The sequence below is a fragment of the Bacillus sp. PPSBB_2 genome (genome assembly GCF_045291115.1).
Lineage (GTDB): Bacteria > Bacillota > Bacilli > Bacillales > Bacillaceae_G > Bacillus_A > Bacillus_A cereus.
The window spans coordinates 62573-82801 of record NZ_CP147983.1 but is presented as its reverse complement, the minus strand read 5'-3'; the positions used below and the strand labels follow the sequence as shown (position 1 = coordinate 82801).

The following is a 20229-nucleotide window of genomic DNA, read 5'->3' as shown; positions in this document are numbered from 1 at the left end:
CCCACGTGTTACTCACCCGTCCGCCGCTAACTTCATAAGAGCAAGCTCTTAATCCATTCGCTCGACTTGCATGTATTAGGCACGCCGCCAGCGTTCATCCTGAGCCAGGATCAAACTCTCCAATAAAGTTAGTTTGTCTAGCATCTAAAATAAAAATTGACGTTTCACGTTGTTTGTTTCGTTCAGTTTTCAAAGAACTACTTCGTCGCTCAGAAGCGACTTTATCAATATAACATTTCGTTATATTTTCGTCAACAACTTTTTTCAATAAGTTGTTTTTCGTTTGTTTTGTTTGTTACCTTTCGTGGCAACGAATATAAATATACCAGTTTGATTATTAAAATGCAATAGTTTTTCTAATAAAATTTTTAACTTAGTAAAAAAGTATAAAAACAGCACCTTTCTTCTATATAAATATAATTTCTCGCACTATCAAGATTTACTATACCCACGCAACTCATGCTCAAATAAAAAAAGCTTTGGAGAAATCTCCAAAGCTTAGTCTTGTTTATGGCGCATAGCAGGGAATAATAATACATCACGAATAGATGGTGCATTTGTTAATAACATAACTAGACGATCAATACCGATTCCTAATCCACCCGTAGGAGGCATACCGTACTCAAGAGCTTCAATATAATCGTCATCCATCATATGAGCTTCATCATTACCTTGTTCGCGCTCTTTTAATTGCGCTTCAAAACGTTCTTTTTGATCGATTGGATCATTTAACTCAGTGAATGCATTTGCATGTTCACGCGCAACGATAAATAATTCGAAACGATCTGTAAATCTTGGATCTTCATCATTCTTTTTCGCAAGCGGCGAGATTTCTACCGGATGACCGTAAATAAATGTTGGTTGGATTAATTTATCTTCTACTTTTTGTTCGAAGAATTCATTTATAATATGACCAACTTCCATTGTATCTTTAATTTCTACATTATGTTCTTTTGCAAGCTCACGTGCTTCTTCTACACTCATCGGATTCCAGAAATCAGCTCCAGAGTATTGCTTAATCGCATCTACCATATGAAGACGTGTCCATTCTGGTTCTAGATTAATTTCATAATCACCATACTGGATTGTTGTTGTACCCAGTACTTTTTTCGCGATATGAGCAACCATATCTTCTGTTAACTTCATAATATCTTTATAATCAGCGTATGCTTCATATAATTCAATCATCGTAAACTCAGGGTTATGACGAGTTGATACACCCTCATTACGGAATACACGGCCGATCTCATATACTTTTTCCAAACCACCTACAATAAGACGCTTTAAATGTAGCTCAATTGCGATACGCATATATAATTCCATATCTAACGCATTATGATGTGTAGTGAAAGGACGCGCAGAAGCTCCACCTGCAATTGCATGCATCATAGGTGTTTCCACTTCAAGATAACCGTTGTCATCTAGGTATCTTCTCATCTCACGAATGATTTTACTACGAGTAACGAACGTTTCACGACTTTCCATACTTGTAATTAAGTCTAAGTAACGTTGACGGTAGCGTTGTTCAACATCTTTTAATCCATGGTATTTATCTGGTAATGGACGAAGAGATTTCGTTAATAGCGTAAAGCCTGTTGCTTTTACTGAAAGTTCTCCAACGTTTGTTTTGAACACTTTACCTTCAATACCTACTAAATCACCTAAATCTGCTGTTTTAAATAATTCGTACTCGTCATCTCCAACAGCATCTTTACGAACATAAATTTGAACTTGTCCATGTAAATCTTGAACGTGTGCAAATCCAGCTTTCCCTTTTCCGCGTTTTGTCATAATACGACCAGCGATAGAAACAGCGATTTCCTTCTCCTCTAATTCTTCCTTAGAGAACTCTCCATATAGACTCACTAAATCAGTTGTTGAATTTGTGCGTTCAAATCTTTTACCGAACGGGTCAATTCCTTGTTCACGTAAATTATGTAGCTTTTCACGACGAACAATCAATTGGTCGTTTAATTCTTCGTGGTTCATGTTATCCATGATATTGATATCACTCCAGCTCTATTTAATTTTACAATATATACAGTATAGCATTTTCTACTCAACTAGAAAAACTGCCAGCAACTAACTGGCAGCTCTTCTTTCTTTCACGTAATTATAGGAAGTGTATAGAAGAATGTCAATCTCCTATGTCCATTATTAACCAACGTAAATTGTTTGTTGTTTCGCTTCCACTTCTTCTACAAATGTACCTAACACATTCGCAAGGTCTTCCCGTGTGTTACAAGCATTAATACCATTACGTACACTCGCATTACCACGAACACCTTTTAAATACCAAGCTGCATGTTTTCTCATCTCTCTTACAGCGACACTTTCGTTCTTTAAGTCAATAAGACGATCTAGATGTAACATACATACATCAATTTTCTCGCGCACTGTTGGTTCCGGCATTAATTCACCCGTCTCCAAATACTTTACCGTACGATAAATCATCCACGGATCTCCAAGAGCCGCACGACCAATCATAACACCATCTACACCAATTTCATCAAGCATACGCTTTGCATCTTGCGGCGTTGCGACATCACCATTTCCGATAACCGGGATATTTACAGATTGTTTTACTTGTTTAATAATATCCCAATCCGCTTTTCCTTCATACATTTGCACTCGTGTACGTCCGTGAACCGCCACAGCTTGGCCACCAGCACGCTCAACAGCCCTAGCATTTTCTATTGCGAAAATATGTTCTTCATCCCAACCGATACGCATTTTAACTGTAACCGGCTTTTCAACAGCATCTACAACCGCTGCTACCATTTCATATATTTTATTCGGATCTAAAAGCCACCTTGCCCCCGCATCACATTTAACGATTTTCGGCACTGGACAACCCATATTAATATCAATTATGTCTGCTGTCGTATATTTATCTACATATTTCGCAGCATCTACAAGAGTTTCTTTCTCTCCACCAAAAATTTGTAAACTTAATGGCTTTTCTCTCTCGTCGATATATAACATATCTAATGTTCTTTTATTATTAAGTAATATTGCCTTATCACTTACCATTTCAGCACAAACTAAGCCGGCACCAAATTCTTTTACTGTTAAACGGAATGCAGAGTTACACACTCCCGCCATCGGTGCTAGTACAACCGGATTTTTCATCTCGATATTTGCAATCTTTAACAATCAACCTACTCCTTCCTGTACAATCACTTTGGCATTAATTCCTCTATCGAAACATTTAATGCCTTAGCAACTTCTACTACAAAATCTTGAGAAGGCGATCTATTCCCTCTCTCAACCTCACCTAAAACAGATACAGATACCCCTAGTTCTTTAGCAAAACCTTCTTGTGTATAGCCTTTTAGCTTTCGAAAAGCACGAATGCGTCTTCCCCATTTTTCTGCTTCCATACCGTTACTCCCTCTCGCCTTTTCATTTCTTCTACTTGTGAACGTGAAATGTTTTGTTTTATGTCTTGATTAATCTCTAACAACGGAACGATAACAAAAGCTCTTTCAAACATCCGCGGATGCGGAACAATAAGATTCTCTGCTTCAATATTCTCTTGATTATAAAGTAAAATGTCAAGGTCGATAGTCCTCGGCCCCCACCTAATTTCCCTTTTTCTTCCTAGGTCATTTTCTACTTTTTGTGTTACTTTCAATAACTCTTGTGGTGATAAATTGGTAGAAATTTTTATAACTAAATTTAAAAAACAACTTTGGTCAGTATAGCCAACTGGCTCAGTTTCATATACAGATGAAATATCATCAACCTGAATATAAGGATTTTTATTTAAAAACTGAATCGCTTCAGTTAGATACGTATAACGCTCTCCAATATTTGACCCTAATGCAATGTAAGCTATATTGTTCATGGACGTTCTCTCGTAATTTCTACTGCTACAGCACGATAATGACCCGGTATCGGTGGATCCGGCTTAATTACCTTAATTGTACAGCGTGAAATACTTTCATATTGTTTTAATATATCTGCAGCAATATTTTCAGCGATACTCTCCACAAGCTTATACTTTCTATCCTCAACAACTTTTCTACATAATTCGAAAAGCTCTCCATAATTGACCGAATGCTCTAAGTCATCACTTTCCCCTGCACGCTTTAAATCCAACTCCACCGTTAAGTCAACTTTAAATCTCTGACCTAATTTATTCTCCTCTGGGAACACACCATGATAACCATAAAACTCCATATCATGGATATAAATTTTATCCAATTACCTTACCCCCTTACCAATCATCGCATCCATCATTTTAGCCATACGCGCCATTTCTTTCACATCATGGACACGAACAAACTCACAGCCCTTTTCAATACCAAGACAAACGGTAGCTCCTGTTCCCTCAAGACGTTCCTCCACTGGCAAATCTAATACGTGCCCAATAAAGGACTTTCTCGAAGTACCTAAGAGAACCGGATAACCTAGCACATTTAACTGTTCTAAATTACGCATCGCCTCTAAGTTCTGCTCAGGTGTTTTAGCAAAACCGATACCTGGATCTAAAATAATATTCTCATCTGGCACACCAGCATTTTTAGCAATTTTAATACTGTCATACAAATCAGCAATCATATCCGCCATTAAATTACGATAATTCATATTATCGCGGTTATGCATTAAAATGATGGGTACATCATAATGAGCTGCGACTTCAGCAATATTTGGCTCCGCCTTCGCTCCCCAAATATCATTAATAATATGAGCACCAGCCTCAATTGCTTGCTTTGCAACTTCAGCTTTATATGTATCGATAGATATAGGCAATTTTACTTCTTTTGAAACTGCTTGAATCATCGGGACAACTCGCTTTATTTCTTCTTCTACTGATACTTTAGCAAAACCTGGGCGAGTAGATTCGCCACCAATATCAATAATATGAGCACCTTGACCTTGCATTTCTTTTGCGTGACGTACCGCAGCATCTACCTCGTTGTAACTCCCACCATCAGAAAACGAATCTGGTGTTACATTTAAAATCCCCATAATTAATGTTTTTTCATTTAAATTCAATGTATATTCGCCGCAGCGCAAATCATAATCCCACTTCAAACTACACATCTCCTCTTCGTAATTCATTTCTGCTCCATAATTTCTCTCTTTGCATTCCATAAAGGTACATTAAACTTTTTGTAACCACTCCTACTTTACCCGGGAAATCCTGCGCTTCTATACGATAAAGCGGAACAATTTCTTGAATGGAGTTTGTTACGAAGACTTCATCCGCTGAAAGTAGCTCATCTTTTGTAAAGAAACCTTCCTTTACTTCTATATTTAATTCTTCAGCACTCTTTATAATAAACGCACGAGTGATACCATTTAAAATCCCTGTCTCTAACGAAGGTGTATATAAAACATCACCTTTCACAAAAAATAGATTCGAAACAATACCCTCTGCAACATAACCTGCTTCAGTGAGGAAAATACCTTCCTTACTCACAACATTTCCAATTTCACGCTTCCCTAAAATATTATTTAAATAGTGATGAGACTTCAGGCGAAATGTCCCTTCCGGTGTATTTCGCACTTGTTTTAGAATAACACCTTCTTTTTCCACTACATCCCCTGGAGCTGTTAAAGGTTTTATAAAAACAATAACAGAAGGCTCTTCATACATTTCCGTTTGTAATCCTATTTCATCTATACCCGCTGATACATTAAAACGTACATATGCATGCTTCAATTCATTCTTAGCGAGTAAATCTTTCAAAATAAGCATTACATCATTTTTTGTCATTGTCCATTTAATTTGCAATGTATCCAGCGCCTCTATTAAACGGTTATAATGATCATCCAATAAGAAAGGATGACCATTATAAATACGAAACGTTTCAAAAACTCCAAGACCATATAAATAACCATGATCATAAGGAGAAATTCTCGCTTCACTTGCTTCTACATACTGACCATTTACGTAAATTAACATAATGTCGCACTTGGACTGTATTTACGAATGAAATTCTGCAACAGCTCTTTCCCATGAGAAGTCATAATAGATTCTGGATGGAATTGCACACCCTCTATCGGCAATGCCTTATGACGAAGTGCCATAATTTCCCCTTCCTCTGTCCAAGATGTTACCTCTAAGCAATCGGGTAACGTCTCTTTCTTAACAATAAGGGAATGATAGCGCGTCGCAGTAAACGGATTAGGAATATCCGAAAAAATCGTCTTTCCATCATGATGCATAAGCGAGGTTTTTCCATGCATTAATCGCTCTGCACGGACAACCTCTCCCCCAAACACTTGTGCAATAGATTGATGCCCTAGACAAACACCAAAAATCGGAGTCTTTCCAGCAAAGTATTTAATAGCTTCCATACTAATCCCAGCTTCATTAGGACTACATGGGCCTGGAGAAATCATTAGAAAATCTGGTTTCATATTCTCAATATCTGAAATGGTCACTTCATCGTTACGTTTAACAACGAGCTCTTGTCCAAGTTCTCCAAGAAACTGCACTAAATTAAATGTAAAAGAATCATAATTATCAATCATTAATATCATTTCTCTCACCTAACCGTTTCTTCGCTACGTTCTTTTGCACGCCATAAAGCAATCGCCTTTTTTAACGACTCTTTATATTCATTTTCCGGATTTGAATCAATTACAATTCCCGCCCCTGCTTGTACATGAGCTTTTCCATCTTTAGCAAGAAGTGTTCTAATTACAATATTCAATTCTGTATCTCCAGAATAACCAATCCAACCGATTGAACCTGTATAAATCCCTCTTCGAACAGGTTCTAATTCCTCAATAATTTCCATCGTACGTATTTTTGGGGCACCAGTAATTGTTCCCCCAGGGAATACAGCCTTCACTAAATCAAAAGCATCCTTATCTTCTTCCACCTCACCACGCACATTAGAAACAATATGCATAACATGTGAGTATTTCTCAATTACCATAAATTCATCTACTTCTACAGTTCCATATTTACAAACACGTCCTAAATCATTTCTTTCTAAATCCACAAGCATTACATGCTCTGCTCTTTCTTTTTCGTTCTCAATTAATTCTCTTGCTAATTCTTCATCCTCTTGCTCATCCGCGCCTCTAGATCTCGTTCCAGCAATCGGTCTTGTACTTACTTCAGTTCCTTGTTTCTTAATTAACAACTCTGGCGATCCACTAACAATTTGAAAATCCCCAAGCTCCAGGTAACCCATATATGGAGATGGATTAATCTCACGAAGACTTGTATAAATTTCTAGTGGGTGTGTCTGTAACGTTCTTTCTTGTCTCGTCGACAAGTTTACTTGGAACACATCACCCGCCCCAATATATTCTTGAATACATTCAACTGCCTTCATAAAGCTGGCTTCAGTAAAAGCAACTGCTTCACTTTTCTTTTCAGGACTTTCAAAAGGCACGGTCACTTCAGGCGCTTCTGTCATCCAAAGACTCTTCCACTCATTTAGCCGTTCATTCGCCTCTTCATATTTATCTACATAATGCGTAATAACCCATAACACTTGTTCTTTTTGATCATAGACAAATACGTCATCAAATAATAAAAAGAAGATGTCAGGTATATTAATATCATCTTCCGCAAGAGAAGGCAGCTTTTCAATATAACGGATACAGTCATAACTGAAATAGCCAATTGCACCACCTTGAAAAGGCGGATACTCTGGGTTATAGTCCGTCTTCCATTGTTCCATATATTCTTGCATTAAATCTAACGGATTCCCTCGTTTTATTGTTTCCTTACCACTTTCACTTATATGTAACGTTTCATCCTTCCCTCGAATTACCGCTACTGGGTTCAGCCCTACAATGTTATAACGACCGCCACGGCCGCTTTCTAACAAAATATGTTGCGATTTACCCTGAGAAAGAAATTTATATTGCTTAAAGAAATCTAACTGATATGGAATAGAAAGCGCTAAAGATTTTCTTCGTTGCATATCAACACCCCGTCTTCTTTTATCCCACCCTCTTAGATAAACCAGCTCAAACTACATAAGTTATTTATATAGAGATTGATTATACTCGAAGGCTAGTGAAAATAATTTAATTATACTACCTCTTATTTTACATGAAGTTTTCTAGTCATTCACTCTTTTCCTATTTCCAATCCCAAAAGAAAAAGCACCCTTTTTCAAGGATGCTTTTTCAATCGCGTTTAATTAGGATTCAAATTGATAAAGTGGTGTACTTAAATAACGTTCACCGTTACTTGGGATAATAACAAGTACCTTTTTCCCTTTACCTAACTTTTTCGCAACTTCTGTTGCTGCATAAATAACTGCGCCTGAAGAGATACCAACTAAAATACCTTCCTCTTTAGCCACTCTTCTCGCATATTCAAATGCTTGCTCTGTTTTCACTTGAATAATTTCATCATATACTTCTACATCCAACGTCTCCGGAACAAATCCCGCCCCAATTCCTTGGATTTTATGTGGACCTGGCTTCCCACCAGATAATACTGGTGAATCTGCAGGTTCTACTGCATAAATTTTAATATCTTTATACGCTTCCTTCAGTACTTCACCAGCACCAGTAATCGTTCCACCTGTACCAATACCTGCAATAAACGCATCTAATTGGTCGCCCATTTGTTCAATAATTTCTGGACCTGTTGTTAAACGGTGAATTTCTGGATTCGATTGGTTTTTGAACTGTTGTGGTATAAAGTAGCCATGTTCTTTTGCTAATTCAGTCGCTTTACGAATTGCTCCACCCATTCCTTCAGGCCCTGGAGTCAATACTAATTCCGCACCGTAAGCACGTAATAAATTACGACGCTCAATACTCATTGTTTCTGGCATTACTAAGATTGCATTATATCCTTTAGCAGCCGCTACCATCGCTAAACCAATTCCTGTGTTACCACTTGTCGGCTCAATGATTGTATCGCCCTCTTTTAATAATCCCTTTTTTTCAGCATCTTCAATCATAGCTAATGCGATACGATCTTTAACACTACTCCCCGGATTCATAAATTCTAATTTTAAGTATATATCTGCGCTGTCTGATTCTACGATGCGGTTCAACTTAACGATCGGCGTTTTCCCGATTAATTCTGAAACTGATTGTGCCACTCGCATTCCTGTCACTCCTAACACCGAGTATTTTTATTGGTTTTATCTATATTTAGATTTTGTCAGAAAATTCCCTGTTTGTCAATTCATTTGGAGGGTTGCTCCTCTTAATTCCCTTATTACAAATTCTCGATTAAATTTGTAATATCTTCTTTAGAGAACTTGTATCGTTCATTACAGAAATGACAGTGAACTTCTGTCTCTTCCTCTTCTTCACGAACTTGCTCTAACTCTGTTTTACCTAAACTAATTAATACACTCTCAATACGCTCGCGTGAGCATGTGCAATTAAATTGAACATCCATTGTTTCTAATACTTTTACTTTATCTTCTCCAAGAACTGCATATAGTAGCTCTTCCGGAGAAAGACCTTGTTCAATCAACGTTGATACAGGTGGAATCTTTTGTAAACGGTCTTCAATAAATGAAATCGTTTCATCTTGCGCACCCGGCATAATTTGAAGGATGAATCCACCTGCCGCTAATATGCTATCATCTCCATTTACAAGAACACCAACACCTACAGAAGAAGGCGTTTGTTCAGAAACTGCAAAATAATACGTAAAGTCTTCTCCTAATTCTCCTGAAACGATTGGAGATTGACCAATAAACGGCTCACGCATTCCAATATCTTTAATTACAGTTACAAACCCCTCTGTACCTACCGCTTGATATACACGTAACTTCCCTTGTTCTGTTCCTTCAAAATCAACATGCGGATTCGTTACATAACCACGTACATCTCCATTTGCATGAGCATCTACTAAGATAGGGCCAATTGGACCGTTACCTTCTACCTTAATCGTTAACTTTTGCTCGCCCTTTAACATTGCGCCCATCATTGTACCCGCAGTCAAAGAACGCCCTAGTGCCGCTGAAGCTGTTCTCCATGTATCATGACGTCTTTGCGCCTCACTTACTGTATTTGTTGTACGCACACTATACGCACGCACTTCTCCATCAAATGCTAACGCTTTTACTAAATAATCTTTCATACGTATTTATTCACCTTTCTCATGCTGTAAATTTGCATTACGTTCATATAACATATACAAACCTTTTAACGTTAAAAACGGATCTACAATATCAATTACATTCGATTCTTCGGAAATTAATTTTGCCAATCCACCTGTTGCAATAACTTTAGGTTCTTGTCTAGCTTCTTCTTTCATACGCTTAACAATACCTTCCACTTGTCCAACATAACCATAAAGAATACCAGATTGCATCGCACTTACTGTATTTTTCCCAACAACACTGCTTGGTTTTGTAATTTCGATACGAGGAAGTTTTGCTGCTCTGCTATATAAAGCCTCTGCTGAAATCATAATTCCTGGCGTAATAACTCCACCCATATAATGTTTTTCTTCGTTAATATAACAATATGTAGTAGCCGTACCAAAATCAACAATAATGAGCGGACTTCCATATAAGTGGATTCCTGCTACTGCATTTACAATTCGGTCTGCGCCTACTTCACGCGGATTTTCATATTTAATATTTAGTCCTGTTTTTATCCCAGGCCCTACTACAAGCGGTTTAATTTTAAAATATTTTTCACACATGCGCTCTAAAGCAAACATAATTGGTGGTACGACTGAAGACACAATAATACCTTTCACATCTTCAAACGAAAGACCCTCATGCTCAAGCAATTGCTTTACAAGCATTCCATATTCATCTTCTGTCTTATGACGATCTGTTTCCATGCGCCAATGCTGACGAAGTTCCCCCTCTTCAAACACACCTAGTACAGCATTTGTGTTCCCTACATCCAATACAAAAATCATATTCTCACCACTTATCTTATTTAATCTATATTTGTGCAGTATGTATAAAACTTATAAAAACATCATATCACACATACTTATATAATCAGCTTTCCTACCCTCATCATTTTACAAAAAGATTGCTCTCTATTTCAATTTTTAATACTAGTTTTACTTAAATTACTTTATCCACTAAGTTCTCAATAGTAATTAACAAAGATTTTAACAAACAAAAAAGGAGTGACGATAGTCACTCCTTCACTTCTTACTTATCTTCTTTATCTTCATCGTCTTTCTTCATGTTGATGTTTACTTTCACATCATCTGAAGATGTTGGACGTTCTGGCAATCTGCCGTAATCACATAAATGATTGATTTGCTCTGCATCTAATGTTTCTACTTCAAGTAACGTTTGTGCGATAATATCTAGTTTATCACGGTTTTCAGTAAGAATTTGTTTTGCACGAGCATAACATTCTTTCATAATTGATTGCATTTCCATATCGATTTCATGTGCAATCGCATCACTATAGTTTTGTTCTGAGTGGAAGTCTCTTCCTAAGAACACTTGACCACCTTGCGAGCTACCAAATTGCATCGGTCCAAGTTTGTCACTCATACCAAATTCCGTAACCATACGTCTTGCAATACCAGTCGCACGTTGGAAGTCATTATGAGCACCTGTACTCACTTCACCAAATACAATCTCCTCAGCTACTCGGCCACCAAGTAAACCAGTGATTTTATCAAGTAACTCTGGTTTCGTCATGAAGTAACGATCTTCTTTCGGAAGCATTACCGCATATCCACCAGCCTGACCACGAGGGACAATTGTTACTTTATGAACGACATCTGCTTCATCGAGAACAACACCAATTACAGTATGACCTGCTTCATGGAAAGCAACGATATTACGTTCTTTTTCAGAGATAACACGACTTTTCTTAGCTGGACCTGCAATAACACGATCCGTCGCTTCATCGATATCACTCATATCAATTTTCTTCTTATCTTGACGTGCAGCTACTAAAGCAGCTTCGTTTAATAAGTTTTCAAGATCCGCACCAGAGAATCCTGGTGTACGAGTCGCAATCGCTCTTAAATTAATATGCTCATCAAGTGGTTTATTACGCGCATGTACTTTCAGTACAGCTTCACGGCCATTTACATCTGGACGATCTACTGTAATTTGACGGTCAAAACGACCTGGACGTAATAACGCTGGGTCAAGAATGTCTGGACGGTTTGTCGCAGCAATGATAATAATACCTTCGTTTGCACCGAATCCATCCATTTCAACAAGTAATTGGTTCAATGTTTGCTCACGCTCATCATGACCACCACCAAGACCTGCGCCACGTTGACGACCTACTGCATCAATTTCATCAATGAAAATGATACAAGGAGCATTTTTCTTTGCATTTTCAAATAAATCACGTACACGTGATGCACCGACACCGACAAACATCTCTACGAAGTCAGAACCACTGATAGAGAAGAATGGAACGCCAGCCTCACCTGCAACAGCACGTGCTAATAAAGTTTTACCTGTACCTGGAGGTCCAACTAATAGGACACCCTTTGGAATACGAGCACCAACTTCAGAGAACTTACGAGGGTCTTTCAAGAATTCAACTACCTCAACAAGTTCTTGTTTCTCTTCATCCGCACCAGCAACATCTCTGAAACGAACTTTTTTCTTTTCATCATTATATAACTTCGCCTTACTTTTCCCGAAGTTCATAACACGGCTACCGCCGCCTTGAGCTTGGTTTAATAAGAAGAAGAATAAAATGAAGATGATGACAAATGGAATGATTGAAGTAAAGAATGTTACCCAAGCACTTGTTTCTTCTGCTGGTTGATACTTAACTTCGGCACCTTTCGCTTTATCATTAATTTTCTTTTGTAATTCCTCAGTATTTGGTGCATAAGTAACAAATTGTTCTCCTTGGCTAGAGTTATTAAATTGTCCTTTTACCTCAAATACACCATTTTTCGGTTGAAGTTGCACATTACGCACTTCACCGCTTTCTAGTTTAGTAATGAATTTGTCGTAGCTAACTGATGTCGTTTTTTGTGTCGAACCATTAAAATAGCTCACGATTCCAATTACTACTAAGAATATCAGTAAATAAAAGATGGTATTACGGAAGATACGATTCATTCCTAACCTCCTCTCACGGCATAAACACTATAGTAAATCGTAACATAGAAAAACTTTCCTATACAATTGTGAAGCCTATATTTAATTAATTTGAGTAAACGCTTGGTTTTAATACGCCTACATAAGGAAGATTACGGTACTGCTCTTTATAATCTAATCCATATCCTACTACAAATTCATGTGGAACAGTAAATCCAACATAATCCGCTTTCAGATCAACCTTACGGCCTGTTGGCTTATCTAATAATGTAACAATTTTTACAGACTTCGCTTTACGATATTTGAATAAGTCTACTAAGTAGCTTAGTGTAAGACCACTATCAATAATATCTTCGACGATTAAAATATCGCGACCTTCTACAGAAGTATCAAGATCTTTTAAAATTTTCACTTCGCCTGTTGAAACTGTAGAGTGACCGTAACTAGATACAGCCATAAAATCCATTTCAAGATATGTATCTGTTCTCTTTAATAAATCTGCCATGAATGGCATTGCGCCTTTTAATACACCAATTGCAAGAGGTACTGTGTTTTTATAATCCTCTGCAATAATTGCACCTAGTTCGCGCACCTTTTCTTGTATTTGCTCTTCAGAAATTAATACTTTTTCGATATCTTGATTCATCATTTCATTATCCTCCCGGAAGACTCCTTGCTTTTGTAGTGAATAATCATATATTTATCCTTCTTTGCCATCTCTTTCGAAATTGCAAATGCAGATCGTTTCAACAAGGGTACCCAAATAATAGTCCCACTTGCATCACAAACGACCGGCCATTCTTCTCTTTTTTCTTTCGGTACTTTCGCTTCGATAAAAATAGCTTTTATCTTTTTCGTACCATTCATACCTTGTATTGACATGCGATCTCCATTTTCTCTAGAACGAATACGAAGTGGATATGATATATCATTATACTTAGCAACAAATACTGTTTCATTCATGTTACTTGGTATATCTTCGCTCACCTCTGTTACAAATTCATCCCCGTTCAATAGCGTAATGGTCCCGGGTACTAATAAATCTTGTGAAAAAGGAGAGACAATTTCTTGTTTAAATCTAAAGCTACACTCCTCGTATGAACGAACAATTTTCAAATCACCCGGAAAATCAAGTGAACCTGAAGGTTGTGTCCGCTTAAAAAACTCAATCAACTTGTCAATATGTATAGAAGAAAGAGAAGATGGAATCTTATATTCATAAAGATAGTTTAATATTAGTTGAATCCCTCTTCTTTGTAAAGGCATAGACATGGATTCAAAGGCAGGAATTGATAAGCTAATTTGTTTATCACTTTTTTTTGTAATTACTTTATTCATTTTCTCAAAAGCTAATTCCTGCAAATAAGCCTCATCCTCTTGCATCTGCACGCTAAATTTTTGGAATTTCTCATGCATTTGTGGATTTTCTTCTTTCAAATGAGGAAGGACATATTTACGTAATCGATTCCTTGTATATACTTCCTTTTTATTACTCGGATCTATACGTGGCATTAAATTTAGCTTATTACAGTAATCAACAATTTCTTCCTTCGTTACGCCAAGTAACGGCCTAATTAAATATCCATTATGAAAAGGACGCTTCACTGCAATTCCTGCATATCCTTTCGGAGTACTCCCTCTTACAAAACGCATTAAAATTGTCTCGACTTGATCATCTCCATGATGTCCAAGAGCAACATATCTCGCATCATATTTCTTCATTATTCTTTCCAAAAATGCATATCTGCATTCTCTCGCAGCAACCTGTGCATTCATTCCGTATTGCTGTTGATATTGTGATACATTAATCCTTATCGTTTCACAAATAATTCCCAGTTCTTCACAAAGGCCCTGCACAAACTGTAAATCCTCATAAGATTCATCACCTCTAAACATATGATCCACATGAGCAACTACAATTTCCAACTGTTTTTCCGCTCTTTTTTCTAATAAATAATATAAAAGCGCTAACGAGTCAGGACCACCAGAAACTCCCACAACAATTGTTGAATCATTCTTTAATACATCATGCTGCTTTACAAAGTCATCTACTTTTTCAACAAATGTATCTTTCAACTTCGCAATCACCTTTCATTAAACAAGAACAGCAACCTTAGTCACCTTGTCTACAATGGTACAACTTTTACAAACATTGTGCAAAAAAAAGATATACAAAAATTACATTTTTATCTTACATCCTCCGTGTATATTCACAAAATTAATAACATTACCTTTTCCCACAAAAAAACCTAGGTATTCACCTAGGTTTTTAAAATCAAATTATAGATAAACATTCCACTTACATTTTACTGCGCCTGCATTCCTACAATCGGAATCGTAGCCCACTTCGGCATATTTTTCTTCACTTTTGCCACTACAATAGTCATATCATCATTTATATAACCATCACAAGAGCGAATCACTTCTTCCATAATGATATCAGCAATTTCTTGCGGGTCTTCGGTTTGCAATTCTTTAATTTTTCGTTTCATCCACAATTCATGATTCTCCACATGCTGTGCTCCTTCAAAAATCCCATCGCTCATCATAATAAGAATATCGCCCGTTTTTAATTGTTCACCCACCACATCAACTTCAACATCTTCGATGATTCCCATCGGCAAATTACTTGCTTCAATTTTCAAAATATTATTTGCGCGTTTAACAAAACTCGGCGTCGATCCAATCTTTAAAAACCTTGCACTCGCATCCCGCAAATCTACCATAGCTAAATCTAATGTCGTAAACATTTCTTCTGTCGTTCTCAAAGAAAGAATTGAATTGATAGACTTAATTGCTATTTCTTCATCAATGCCTGATTGGAGTATTTTTTGTAATAATTTCACCGTTTCCTTACTTTCCATATGAGCTCTTTGCCCATTACCCATACCATCACTAATCGCAAGTGCATATTTACCAACACTTAAATCCATCATCGCATAAGAGTCACCCGAAACAAATCCACCGCCTTTTGCAGCTGTAGCCAATCCTGTATCAAGAGAATACGTCTTCGCCGAACCAAATGATATTAAACTATGGCCATTTGGATAAGACGATTTTTCTTCATGTTTAACGACAATATTTTCTTTAAGGATATCTGAAAGCATCGGTGCAACTAACTTTTCACACTCACCATGTTCATTAGATGCAACTGGAATTAACATTTCAATATCAATACTTCCTCTATCTAAACAATAAATATCAACATGCTCTACTTCAACACCAAAATCTCGGAACGCTTGCATAATCTGTTCTTCCTGCACTTGATGATTTTCACGCTCTCGTTGTATCTCCTTAGCAAAATCCTCCATAACCTTTGATACACCTAATAGTTGCTCCGCTACTATTCTACGATTTTCCTTCATTTGTTTTCGTAATTTTTGTCCCTCATAGAAGTGATCTAATTCACCGGCTACTAAATCCGTCACTTTTTTCCCTCTCACACAATGCTTGTCCCACTCACGAACTAATTTACGATTATGTTGCAGGGTTCCTTCTTCCGTTTCATTCATTATTTGTTTCATATAATCGTACGTTTTATCAAAATTCACTACCCAGCATTGATCCTTTTTAAAGCATGTTTGACATGTTTTCGCAGTAATTGTACTCAAAAACAAATCTGCTTCTGTCTCTTTATCTTCTTCCTCTACATACCCATATACAGAAAAGCTATTAGATAAAGCAGCAAATACATTTGCAAATTGGTTGATTTTATTTGCTGTAACATCACGCATCCTTCTTAAATATTGTTGTTGATCTTGCGAATGCTCTTGTGTACCTGGCATAAATTTAGCAATACGATCCAAAACAAGCTTCGGTGTTAATAAGAAGATAACAATCGCTACACCTGACTCAATTAAAGTTGTTACAATATTTGTCTGTTTGTCTACATATAATGTAATTAAGCTTGTCCCAATTAATAAACCTAAACTAACACCTAAACGCTTTCCTTCTTTTAACAATCCACCAAGCAATCCAGAAAAAGCAAGAAGGCTAAGCTGAGACAAGCTAGACACATTTGCTAAACTTAATATTAGTCCTGTTACAACCCCCACTGTAGACCCTGTGGCAGCACCCGCAATAAATGCAAATACTAGCACTAAATACCTTGTAAAAATATGTTGAATAGAAGCATCATATACAAACCAATCTGTTGTACCCGTTAAAACAGATGCTAGTAATATAATCAAACAAACAATTTCTTCCGTCTCTAATGCCTGTTGTTTTCCTTTCCTTTCCACTAAAAGCGGGACACTTTGTAAAAATATCATAGTTAATACAAAACTAAGTCCAGCCTCAATGGTACTAACGAGTAAATCGTACATGGTGACAGTTTGTTGCGCAAAATATACAACAACTAAGTGTGCGGTTAATGCGGAGATAAATACTTGAAATGGAACAAGTCCAACAGTTTTACGTGTAAATCGACTAAAGAAGATATTATAAATGAAGAAGGTAAAGATAGATGCAAAGGTAAAAAACAAATTATCTATCGATACTGAAAGAGCTCCTCCCATTAGAGCTAAAAATGCTAGCGGCATCTTATCCCGCTTCATAACATAAACAGCAGCAAAAAATGGCAGTGCAAACGGTAAAATATTTGTTAATATATATGCTCGTCCCAAAAGAAAACCAATAACAACAATAATAAATCCCCATCTAAAGAAAACTTGCTCAAATTTCATTCGCAACTTACTCGTCCACTTTATTCCACCAAGCTGACTCTCATTCATTGCCAATGCACTTGTATTCATAGTATTCCTTCCTGCTTTAGGCATATTTTTAACACCACCTGCATAGTTTAATTACTGTCATTATAAAAGATGATTGTTGGTTTTTTTGTCAAAACAACAGTTTTCACTTTTATAATCGTTCGACTTTTTATTCGAAATAACTCTACAGATATACAGGGTATGTAAGTTATTTTCGATATTTTAATTAAATATTCAGAAAATATAGGGTGATTTTGTAGAAGTGTTGTATATCTTAATTTATTTAACAAAAAAAGATCATGCAAATTTGCATGATCTTTTTAGATGACCCGTACGGGATTCGAACCCGTGTTACCGCCGTGAAAGGGCGGTGTCTTAACCACTTGACCAACGGGCCGTTAAATTAAATATAGCGGCGGAGGGGATCGAACCCCCGACCTCACGGGTATGAACCGTACGCTCTAGCCAGCTGAGCTACACCGCCATGTCGTCTTATTTAACGGACAATTAGTATCTTACATCAGATACTGATTAAAGTCAACACATCTCAAAAACTTTTTTGAAAATATTTTTTACATATAAAAAAGCACCCTGAGCCATCACTCTGGGTACCTCTCTATATGTTAAAAACTAAACGTCCTTATTATCCGCGACGCGCGCCACGGCCACCACGTTTAGACTCTGTGTTACGCTTTAAAGAAGTTAAACGATCTTCGCTATCTTTTAAGAAGCGTGCCATCTTTTGCTCAAATGTTTCTTTCGGAGCTCGGTCGTTACCGCCACCGCGATTATCTCTGTTGAAAGAGCGATTATTACGTTGTGGACGTCCAGAACGTTGTTGATCACCACCGCGTTGGTATTCACCACGTGGACGATCTCCTTCTGTTTTTTCACGTTCTTTCGCTTTTTTGATAGATAAACCAATCTTTCCATCTTTTTCAACATTAATAACTTTTACTTCTACTTGGTCGCCCACTTTTAAGTGATCGTTAATATCTTTTACATAGTTATCAGCAACTTCACTAATATGAACAAGACCCGTTAAGCCCTCTGGCAGCTCCACAAAAGCCCCAAAATTTGTAATACCTGTTACTTTACCCTGTAACTTGCTGCCTACCTCGATTGACATAAAAAAAATGCTCCTCCTTAGTGGTTAAAAAGTCAAATTTTACTTTATTATATATAATCCTAAAATATAGTGTCAATAAGACATACTCTACTTAGAAACAGGAAAAATTATCTCCCCTTTACCAGAGAAGAAATAATCCCTTCTAGCAATCTTTAATACGTACTCTTCATCATTTAACTTTTGAACTTCGTCTTTTAGACTTTTTTCTTTATTCGTTAATGAATCCAGTTCTTTTTTCATGTCCTTAACTTTTGCTTCTTTTGCTTTAATGGAACTGTTTTGTTGATAAAACGTTACACTAATACTCGCAATAATTGTAAAAGTAAAGACAAGAAAAACCGCTAAACGGCGATAAAGTCGCTTCCTGTTCTCATCCGTTTGTATTATATGCTCTTTAACAGGATTTGGACTCTGTTTTTCGATTGTTCTTTGTCTCAGTTCCCTCATTTCCGAGGTCCCCCTAACTTCTTTTTTATATGCTCCCATAGTTGGAAGATATGTCCCTTCAATTTTGCTATATATTGCAGGAACCCTATATGTTTCACTATAAAAAGTTTAACACGATTAGGGAGAAGTTTCCATATGAGCGAAGCAATAAATCGAACAGGCCAGAAAAAAACTTTCCATATGAAAAGTAATATCCAAATCACCATTTTCCATAACACATGTCTAATTGAAAGCAGTATACGAAATAAGAATAATATAAATGCAATAAATAGCTGCGCTATAATAATAACAGGTTTTATCATGAGTAGCTGTATAATTCGAACAAAAAAATATGTTGTTTGCATAAAAATATAGATGAGAAAATTTAACAGCTTCATGTATAGTGCCTTCAATAAGCTTTGATATGCCGCAAAACCACATAATAATGCCAAAAACACATATATACGTAGCTCAGCTTCATTTACGAGAAGCAATACATAAAAGACGAATAATGCTTGGACAATCCAAAATAATATATCATGTATAAATACAAGCCAACGTTTACGTTCTTGGCGCTTTAAAAAACGTTGATATGTATCTAAAGACGCTCCAATCCAAGCACCCATTCCAATCATTGAAAGCATTGTATACAACTGAATTGTTAAGCTCATTTAAACAACTTACTAAAGAAACCTTTAGTTTTTTCCCCTTGATTTTCATCAATATACAGCATCTCATTAACTTTCCCTTTAATCGACACAATACCTTTTTCCACATCTAAATTTTTCATTTGTAAATTTTGACCACGAATCGTTAAAAAACCCATTACGGTCTCTAGTAAAAACTCTTCGCTATCAAAACTCTCTACCTGCTTCACACCGGTAATATCAATTATACGCCTGCCACGCATAATAATGTCATGCTCTACAGAAACATTTTGTTGATTAGAAGACGTAGGTGAGTAACCATTATTCACGTAAATCCCCCCATAGGTTTTTACTAGCTA

20 protein-coding genes, 2 tRNA genes and 1 rRNA gene (1 of these 23 running past the window's edge) are annotated in these 20229 nt (G+C 36.8%); all 23 read right to left on the bottom strand.

Features of this window, described 5'->3' with window-relative positions; genetic code table 11:
* Positions 1-126 (bottom strand): 16S ribosomal RNA (locus V6946_RS00420) (it extends 1426 nt beyond the left edge of the window).
* A gap of 372 nt (positions 127-498) precedes the next feature.
* Entirely contained in the window at positions 499-1998 is a 1500-nt protein-coding gene (lysS, locus tag V6946_RS00415; RefSeq protein ID WP_000369668.1) for a lysine--tRNA ligase, read from the bottom strand.
* Between the two features lie 159 nt (positions 1999-2157).
* Positions 2158-3156 carry a tRNA dihydrouridine synthase DusB gene (gene dusB, locus V6946_RS00410; protein WP_000912251.1) on the bottom strand — a complete coding sequence of 333 codons (999 nt, stop codon included), beginning with the start codon at positions 3154-3156 and terminating at the stop codon, positions 2158-2160.
* A 23-nt stretch (positions 3157-3179) separates the two neighbouring features.
* A complete protein-coding gene (locus V6946_RS00405) occupies positions 3180-3383 on the bottom strand; it encodes a helix-turn-helix domain-containing protein (RefSeq protein WP_000387031.1) in 204 nt (67 codons plus the stop codon).
* Complete coding sequence (gene folK, locus V6946_RS00400) at positions 3335-3850, bottom strand: 2-amino-4-hydroxy-6-hydroxymethyldihydropteridine diphosphokinase (protein WP_001059450.1); 516 nt, start codon at positions 3848-3850, stop codon at positions 3335-3337. Before folK ends, V6946_RS00405 begins: the two co-directional genes overlap by 49 nt.
* The gene (gene folB, locus V6946_RS00395; RefSeq protein WP_000358062.1) at positions 3847-4209 is read right to left on the bottom strand and encodes a dihydroneopterin aldolase; all 363 of its coding nucleotides are present in this window, start codon (positions 4207-4209) and stop codon (positions 3847-3849) included. The genes folK and folB overlap by 4 nt, the downstream gene beginning before the upstream one ends.
* The gene (folP, locus tag V6946_RS00390; RefSeq protein ID WP_153598816.1) at positions 4210-5070 is read right to left on the bottom strand and encodes a dihydropteroate synthase; all 861 of its coding nucleotides are present in this window, start codon (positions 5068-5070) and stop codon (positions 4210-4212) included.
* Positions 5045-5917: an aminodeoxychorismate lyase gene (gene pabC / locus V6946_RS00385; protein WP_000909884.1), complete on the bottom strand. Its 873-nt coding sequence runs from the start codon at positions 5915-5917 to the stop codon at positions 5045-5047. The genes folP and pabC overlap by 26 nt, the downstream gene beginning before the upstream one ends.
* On the bottom strand, positions 5911-6498 hold the full coding sequence (gene pabA, locus V6946_RS00380) for an aminodeoxychorismate/anthranilate synthase component II (RefSeq protein ID WP_006915733.1): 588 nt from the start codon (positions 6496-6498) through the stop codon (positions 5911-5913). Before pabA ends, pabC begins: the two co-directional genes overlap by 7 nt.
* 5 nt (positions 6499-6503) lie before the next feature.
* Complete coding sequence (gene pabB / locus V6946_RS00375; protein WP_001189722.1) at positions 6504-7901, bottom strand: aminodeoxychorismate synthase component I; 1398 nt, start codon at positions 7899-7901, stop codon at positions 6504-6506.
* 222 nt (positions 7902-8123) lie between these two features.
* Entirely contained in the window at positions 8124-9047 is a 924-nt protein-coding gene (cysK, locus tag V6946_RS00370) for a cysteine synthase A (protein ID WP_001261712.1), read from the bottom strand.
* Between the two features lie 113 nt (positions 9048-9160).
* Positions 9161-10036 carry a redox-regulated molecular chaperone HslO gene (gene hslO, locus V6946_RS00365; RefSeq protein ID WP_000656372.1) on the bottom strand — a complete coding sequence of 292 codons (876 nt, stop codon included), beginning with the start codon at positions 10034-10036 and terminating at the stop codon, positions 9161-9163.
* 6 nt (positions 10037-10042) lie between these two features.
* On the bottom strand, positions 10043-10831 hold the full coding sequence (locus tag V6946_RS00360) for a type III pantothenate kinase (RefSeq protein WP_000578368.1): 789 nt from the start codon (positions 10829-10831) through the stop codon (positions 10043-10045).
* Between the two features lie 244 nt (positions 10832-11075).
* A complete protein-coding gene (gene ftsH / locus V6946_RS00355; RefSeq protein WP_001079667.1) occupies positions 11076-12977 on the bottom strand; it encodes an ATP-dependent zinc metalloprotease FtsH in 1902 nt (633 codons plus the stop codon).
* A gap of 85 nt (positions 12978-13062) precedes the next feature.
* Complete coding sequence (gene hpt / locus V6946_RS00350; RefSeq protein WP_000981842.1) at positions 13063-13605, bottom strand: hypoxanthine phosphoribosyltransferase; 543 nt, start codon at positions 13603-13605, stop codon at positions 13063-13065.
* Positions 13602-15032 carry a tRNA lysidine(34) synthetase TilS gene (gene tilS / locus V6946_RS00345; RefSeq protein WP_006915737.1) on the bottom strand — a complete coding sequence of 477 codons (1431 nt, stop codon included), beginning with the start codon at positions 15030-15032 and terminating at the stop codon, positions 13602-13604. The genes hpt and tilS overlap by 4 nt, the downstream gene beginning before the upstream one ends.
* Before the next feature lie 230 nt (positions 15033-15262).
* Positions 15263-17734: a stage II sporulation protein E gene (gene spoIIE, locus V6946_RS00340; RefSeq protein ID WP_001123552.1), complete on the bottom strand. Its 2472-nt coding sequence runs from the start codon at positions 17732-17734 to the stop codon at positions 15263-15265.
* A 259-nt stretch (positions 17735-17993) separates the two neighbouring features.
* Positions 17994-18065, bottom strand: a tRNA-Glu gene (locus V6946_RS00335).
* A gap of 13 nt (positions 18066-18078) precedes the next feature.
* Positions 18079-18152 (bottom strand) — tRNA-Met (locus tag V6946_RS00330).
* 159 nt (positions 18153-18311) lie between these two features.
* A complete protein-coding gene (locus V6946_RS00325) occupies positions 18312-18797 on the bottom strand; it encodes a S1 domain-containing RNA-binding protein (RefSeq protein WP_000021451.1) in 486 nt (161 codons plus the stop codon).
* Between the two features lie 87 nt (positions 18798-18884).
* The gene (divIC, locus tag V6946_RS00320) at positions 18885-19244 is read right to left on the bottom strand and encodes a cell division protein DivIC (RefSeq protein WP_001208739.1); all 360 of its coding nucleotides are present in this window, start codon (positions 19242-19244) and stop codon (positions 18885-18887) included.
* Positions 19241-19894 carry a spore cortex biosynthesis protein YabQ gene (yabQ, locus tag V6946_RS00315; RefSeq protein WP_406622184.1) on the bottom strand — a complete coding sequence of 218 codons (654 nt, stop codon included), beginning with the start codon at positions 19892-19894 and terminating at the stop codon, positions 19241-19243. The genes divIC and yabQ overlap by 4 nt, the downstream gene beginning before the upstream one ends.
* Positions 19891-20199, bottom strand: coding sequence for a sporulation protein YabP (gene yabP, locus V6946_RS00310; protein WP_001059104.1), 309 nt, complete (start codon positions 20197-20199; stop codon positions 19891-19893). The genes yabQ and yabP overlap by 4 nt, the downstream gene beginning before the upstream one ends.
* Between the last annotated feature and the right edge of the window lie 30 nt (positions 20200-20229).

Bases quoted from the DNA above. Each gene is read 5' to 3' on its own strand.
- lysS (WP_000369668.1), bottom strand. From the start codon at position 1,998: ATGGATAACATGAACCACGAAGAATTAAACGACCAATTGATTGTTCGT.
- V6946_RS00405 (WP_000387031.1), bottom strand. From the start codon at position 3,383: ATGGAAGCAGAAAAATGGGGAAGACGCATTCGTGCTTTTCGAAAGCTA.
- folK (WP_001059450.1), bottom strand. From the start codon at position 3,850: ATGAACAATATAGCTTACATTGCATTAGGGTCAAATATTGGAGAGCGT.
- folP (WP_153598816.1), bottom strand. From the start codon at position 5,070: ATGAATTACGAAGAGGAGATGTGTAGTTTGAAGTGGGATTATGATTTG.
- pabC (WP_000909884.1), bottom strand. From the start codon at position 5,917: ATGTTAATTTACGTAAATGGTCAGTATGTAGAAGCAAGTGAAGCGAGA.
- pabA (WP_006915733.1), bottom strand. From the start codon at position 6,498: ATGATATTAATGATTGATAATTATGATTCTTTTACATTTAATTTAGTG.
- pabB (WP_001189722.1), bottom strand. From the start codon at position 7,901: ATGCAACGAAGAAAATCTTTAGCGCTTTCTATTCCATATCAGTTAGAT.
- cysK (WP_001261712.1), bottom strand. From the start codon at position 9,047: ATGCGAGTGGCACAATCAGTTTCAGAATTAATCGGGAAAACGCCGATC.
- hslO (WP_000656372.1), bottom strand. From the start codon at position 10,036: ATGAAAGATTATTTAGTAAAAGCGTTAGCATTTGATGGAGAAGTGCGT.
- V6946_RS00360 (WP_000578368.1), bottom strand. From the start codon at position 10,831: ATGATTTTTGTATTGGATGTAGGGAACACAAATGCTGTACTAGGTGTG.
- ftsH (WP_001079667.1), bottom strand. From the start codon at position 12,977: ATGAATCGTATCTTCCGTAATACCATCTTTTATTTACTGATATTCTTA.
- hpt (WP_000981842.1), bottom strand. From the start codon at position 13,605: ATGATGAATCAAGATATCGAAAAAGTATTAATTTCTGAAGAGCAAATA.
- spoIIE (WP_001123552.1), bottom strand. From the start codon at position 17,734: ATGCCTAAAGCAGGAAGGAATACTATGAATACAAGTGCATTGGCAATG.
- V6946_RS00325 (WP_000021451.1), bottom strand. From the start codon at position 18,797: ATGTCAATCGAGGTAGGCAGCAAGTTACAGGGTAAAGTAACAGGTATT.
- divIC (WP_001208739.1), bottom strand. From the start codon at position 19,244: ATGAGGGAACTGAGACAAAGAACAATCGAAAAACAGAGTCCAAATCCT.
- yabQ (WP_406622184.1), bottom strand. From the start codon at position 19,894: ATGAGCTTAACAATTCAGTTGTATACAATGCTTTCAATGATTGGAATG.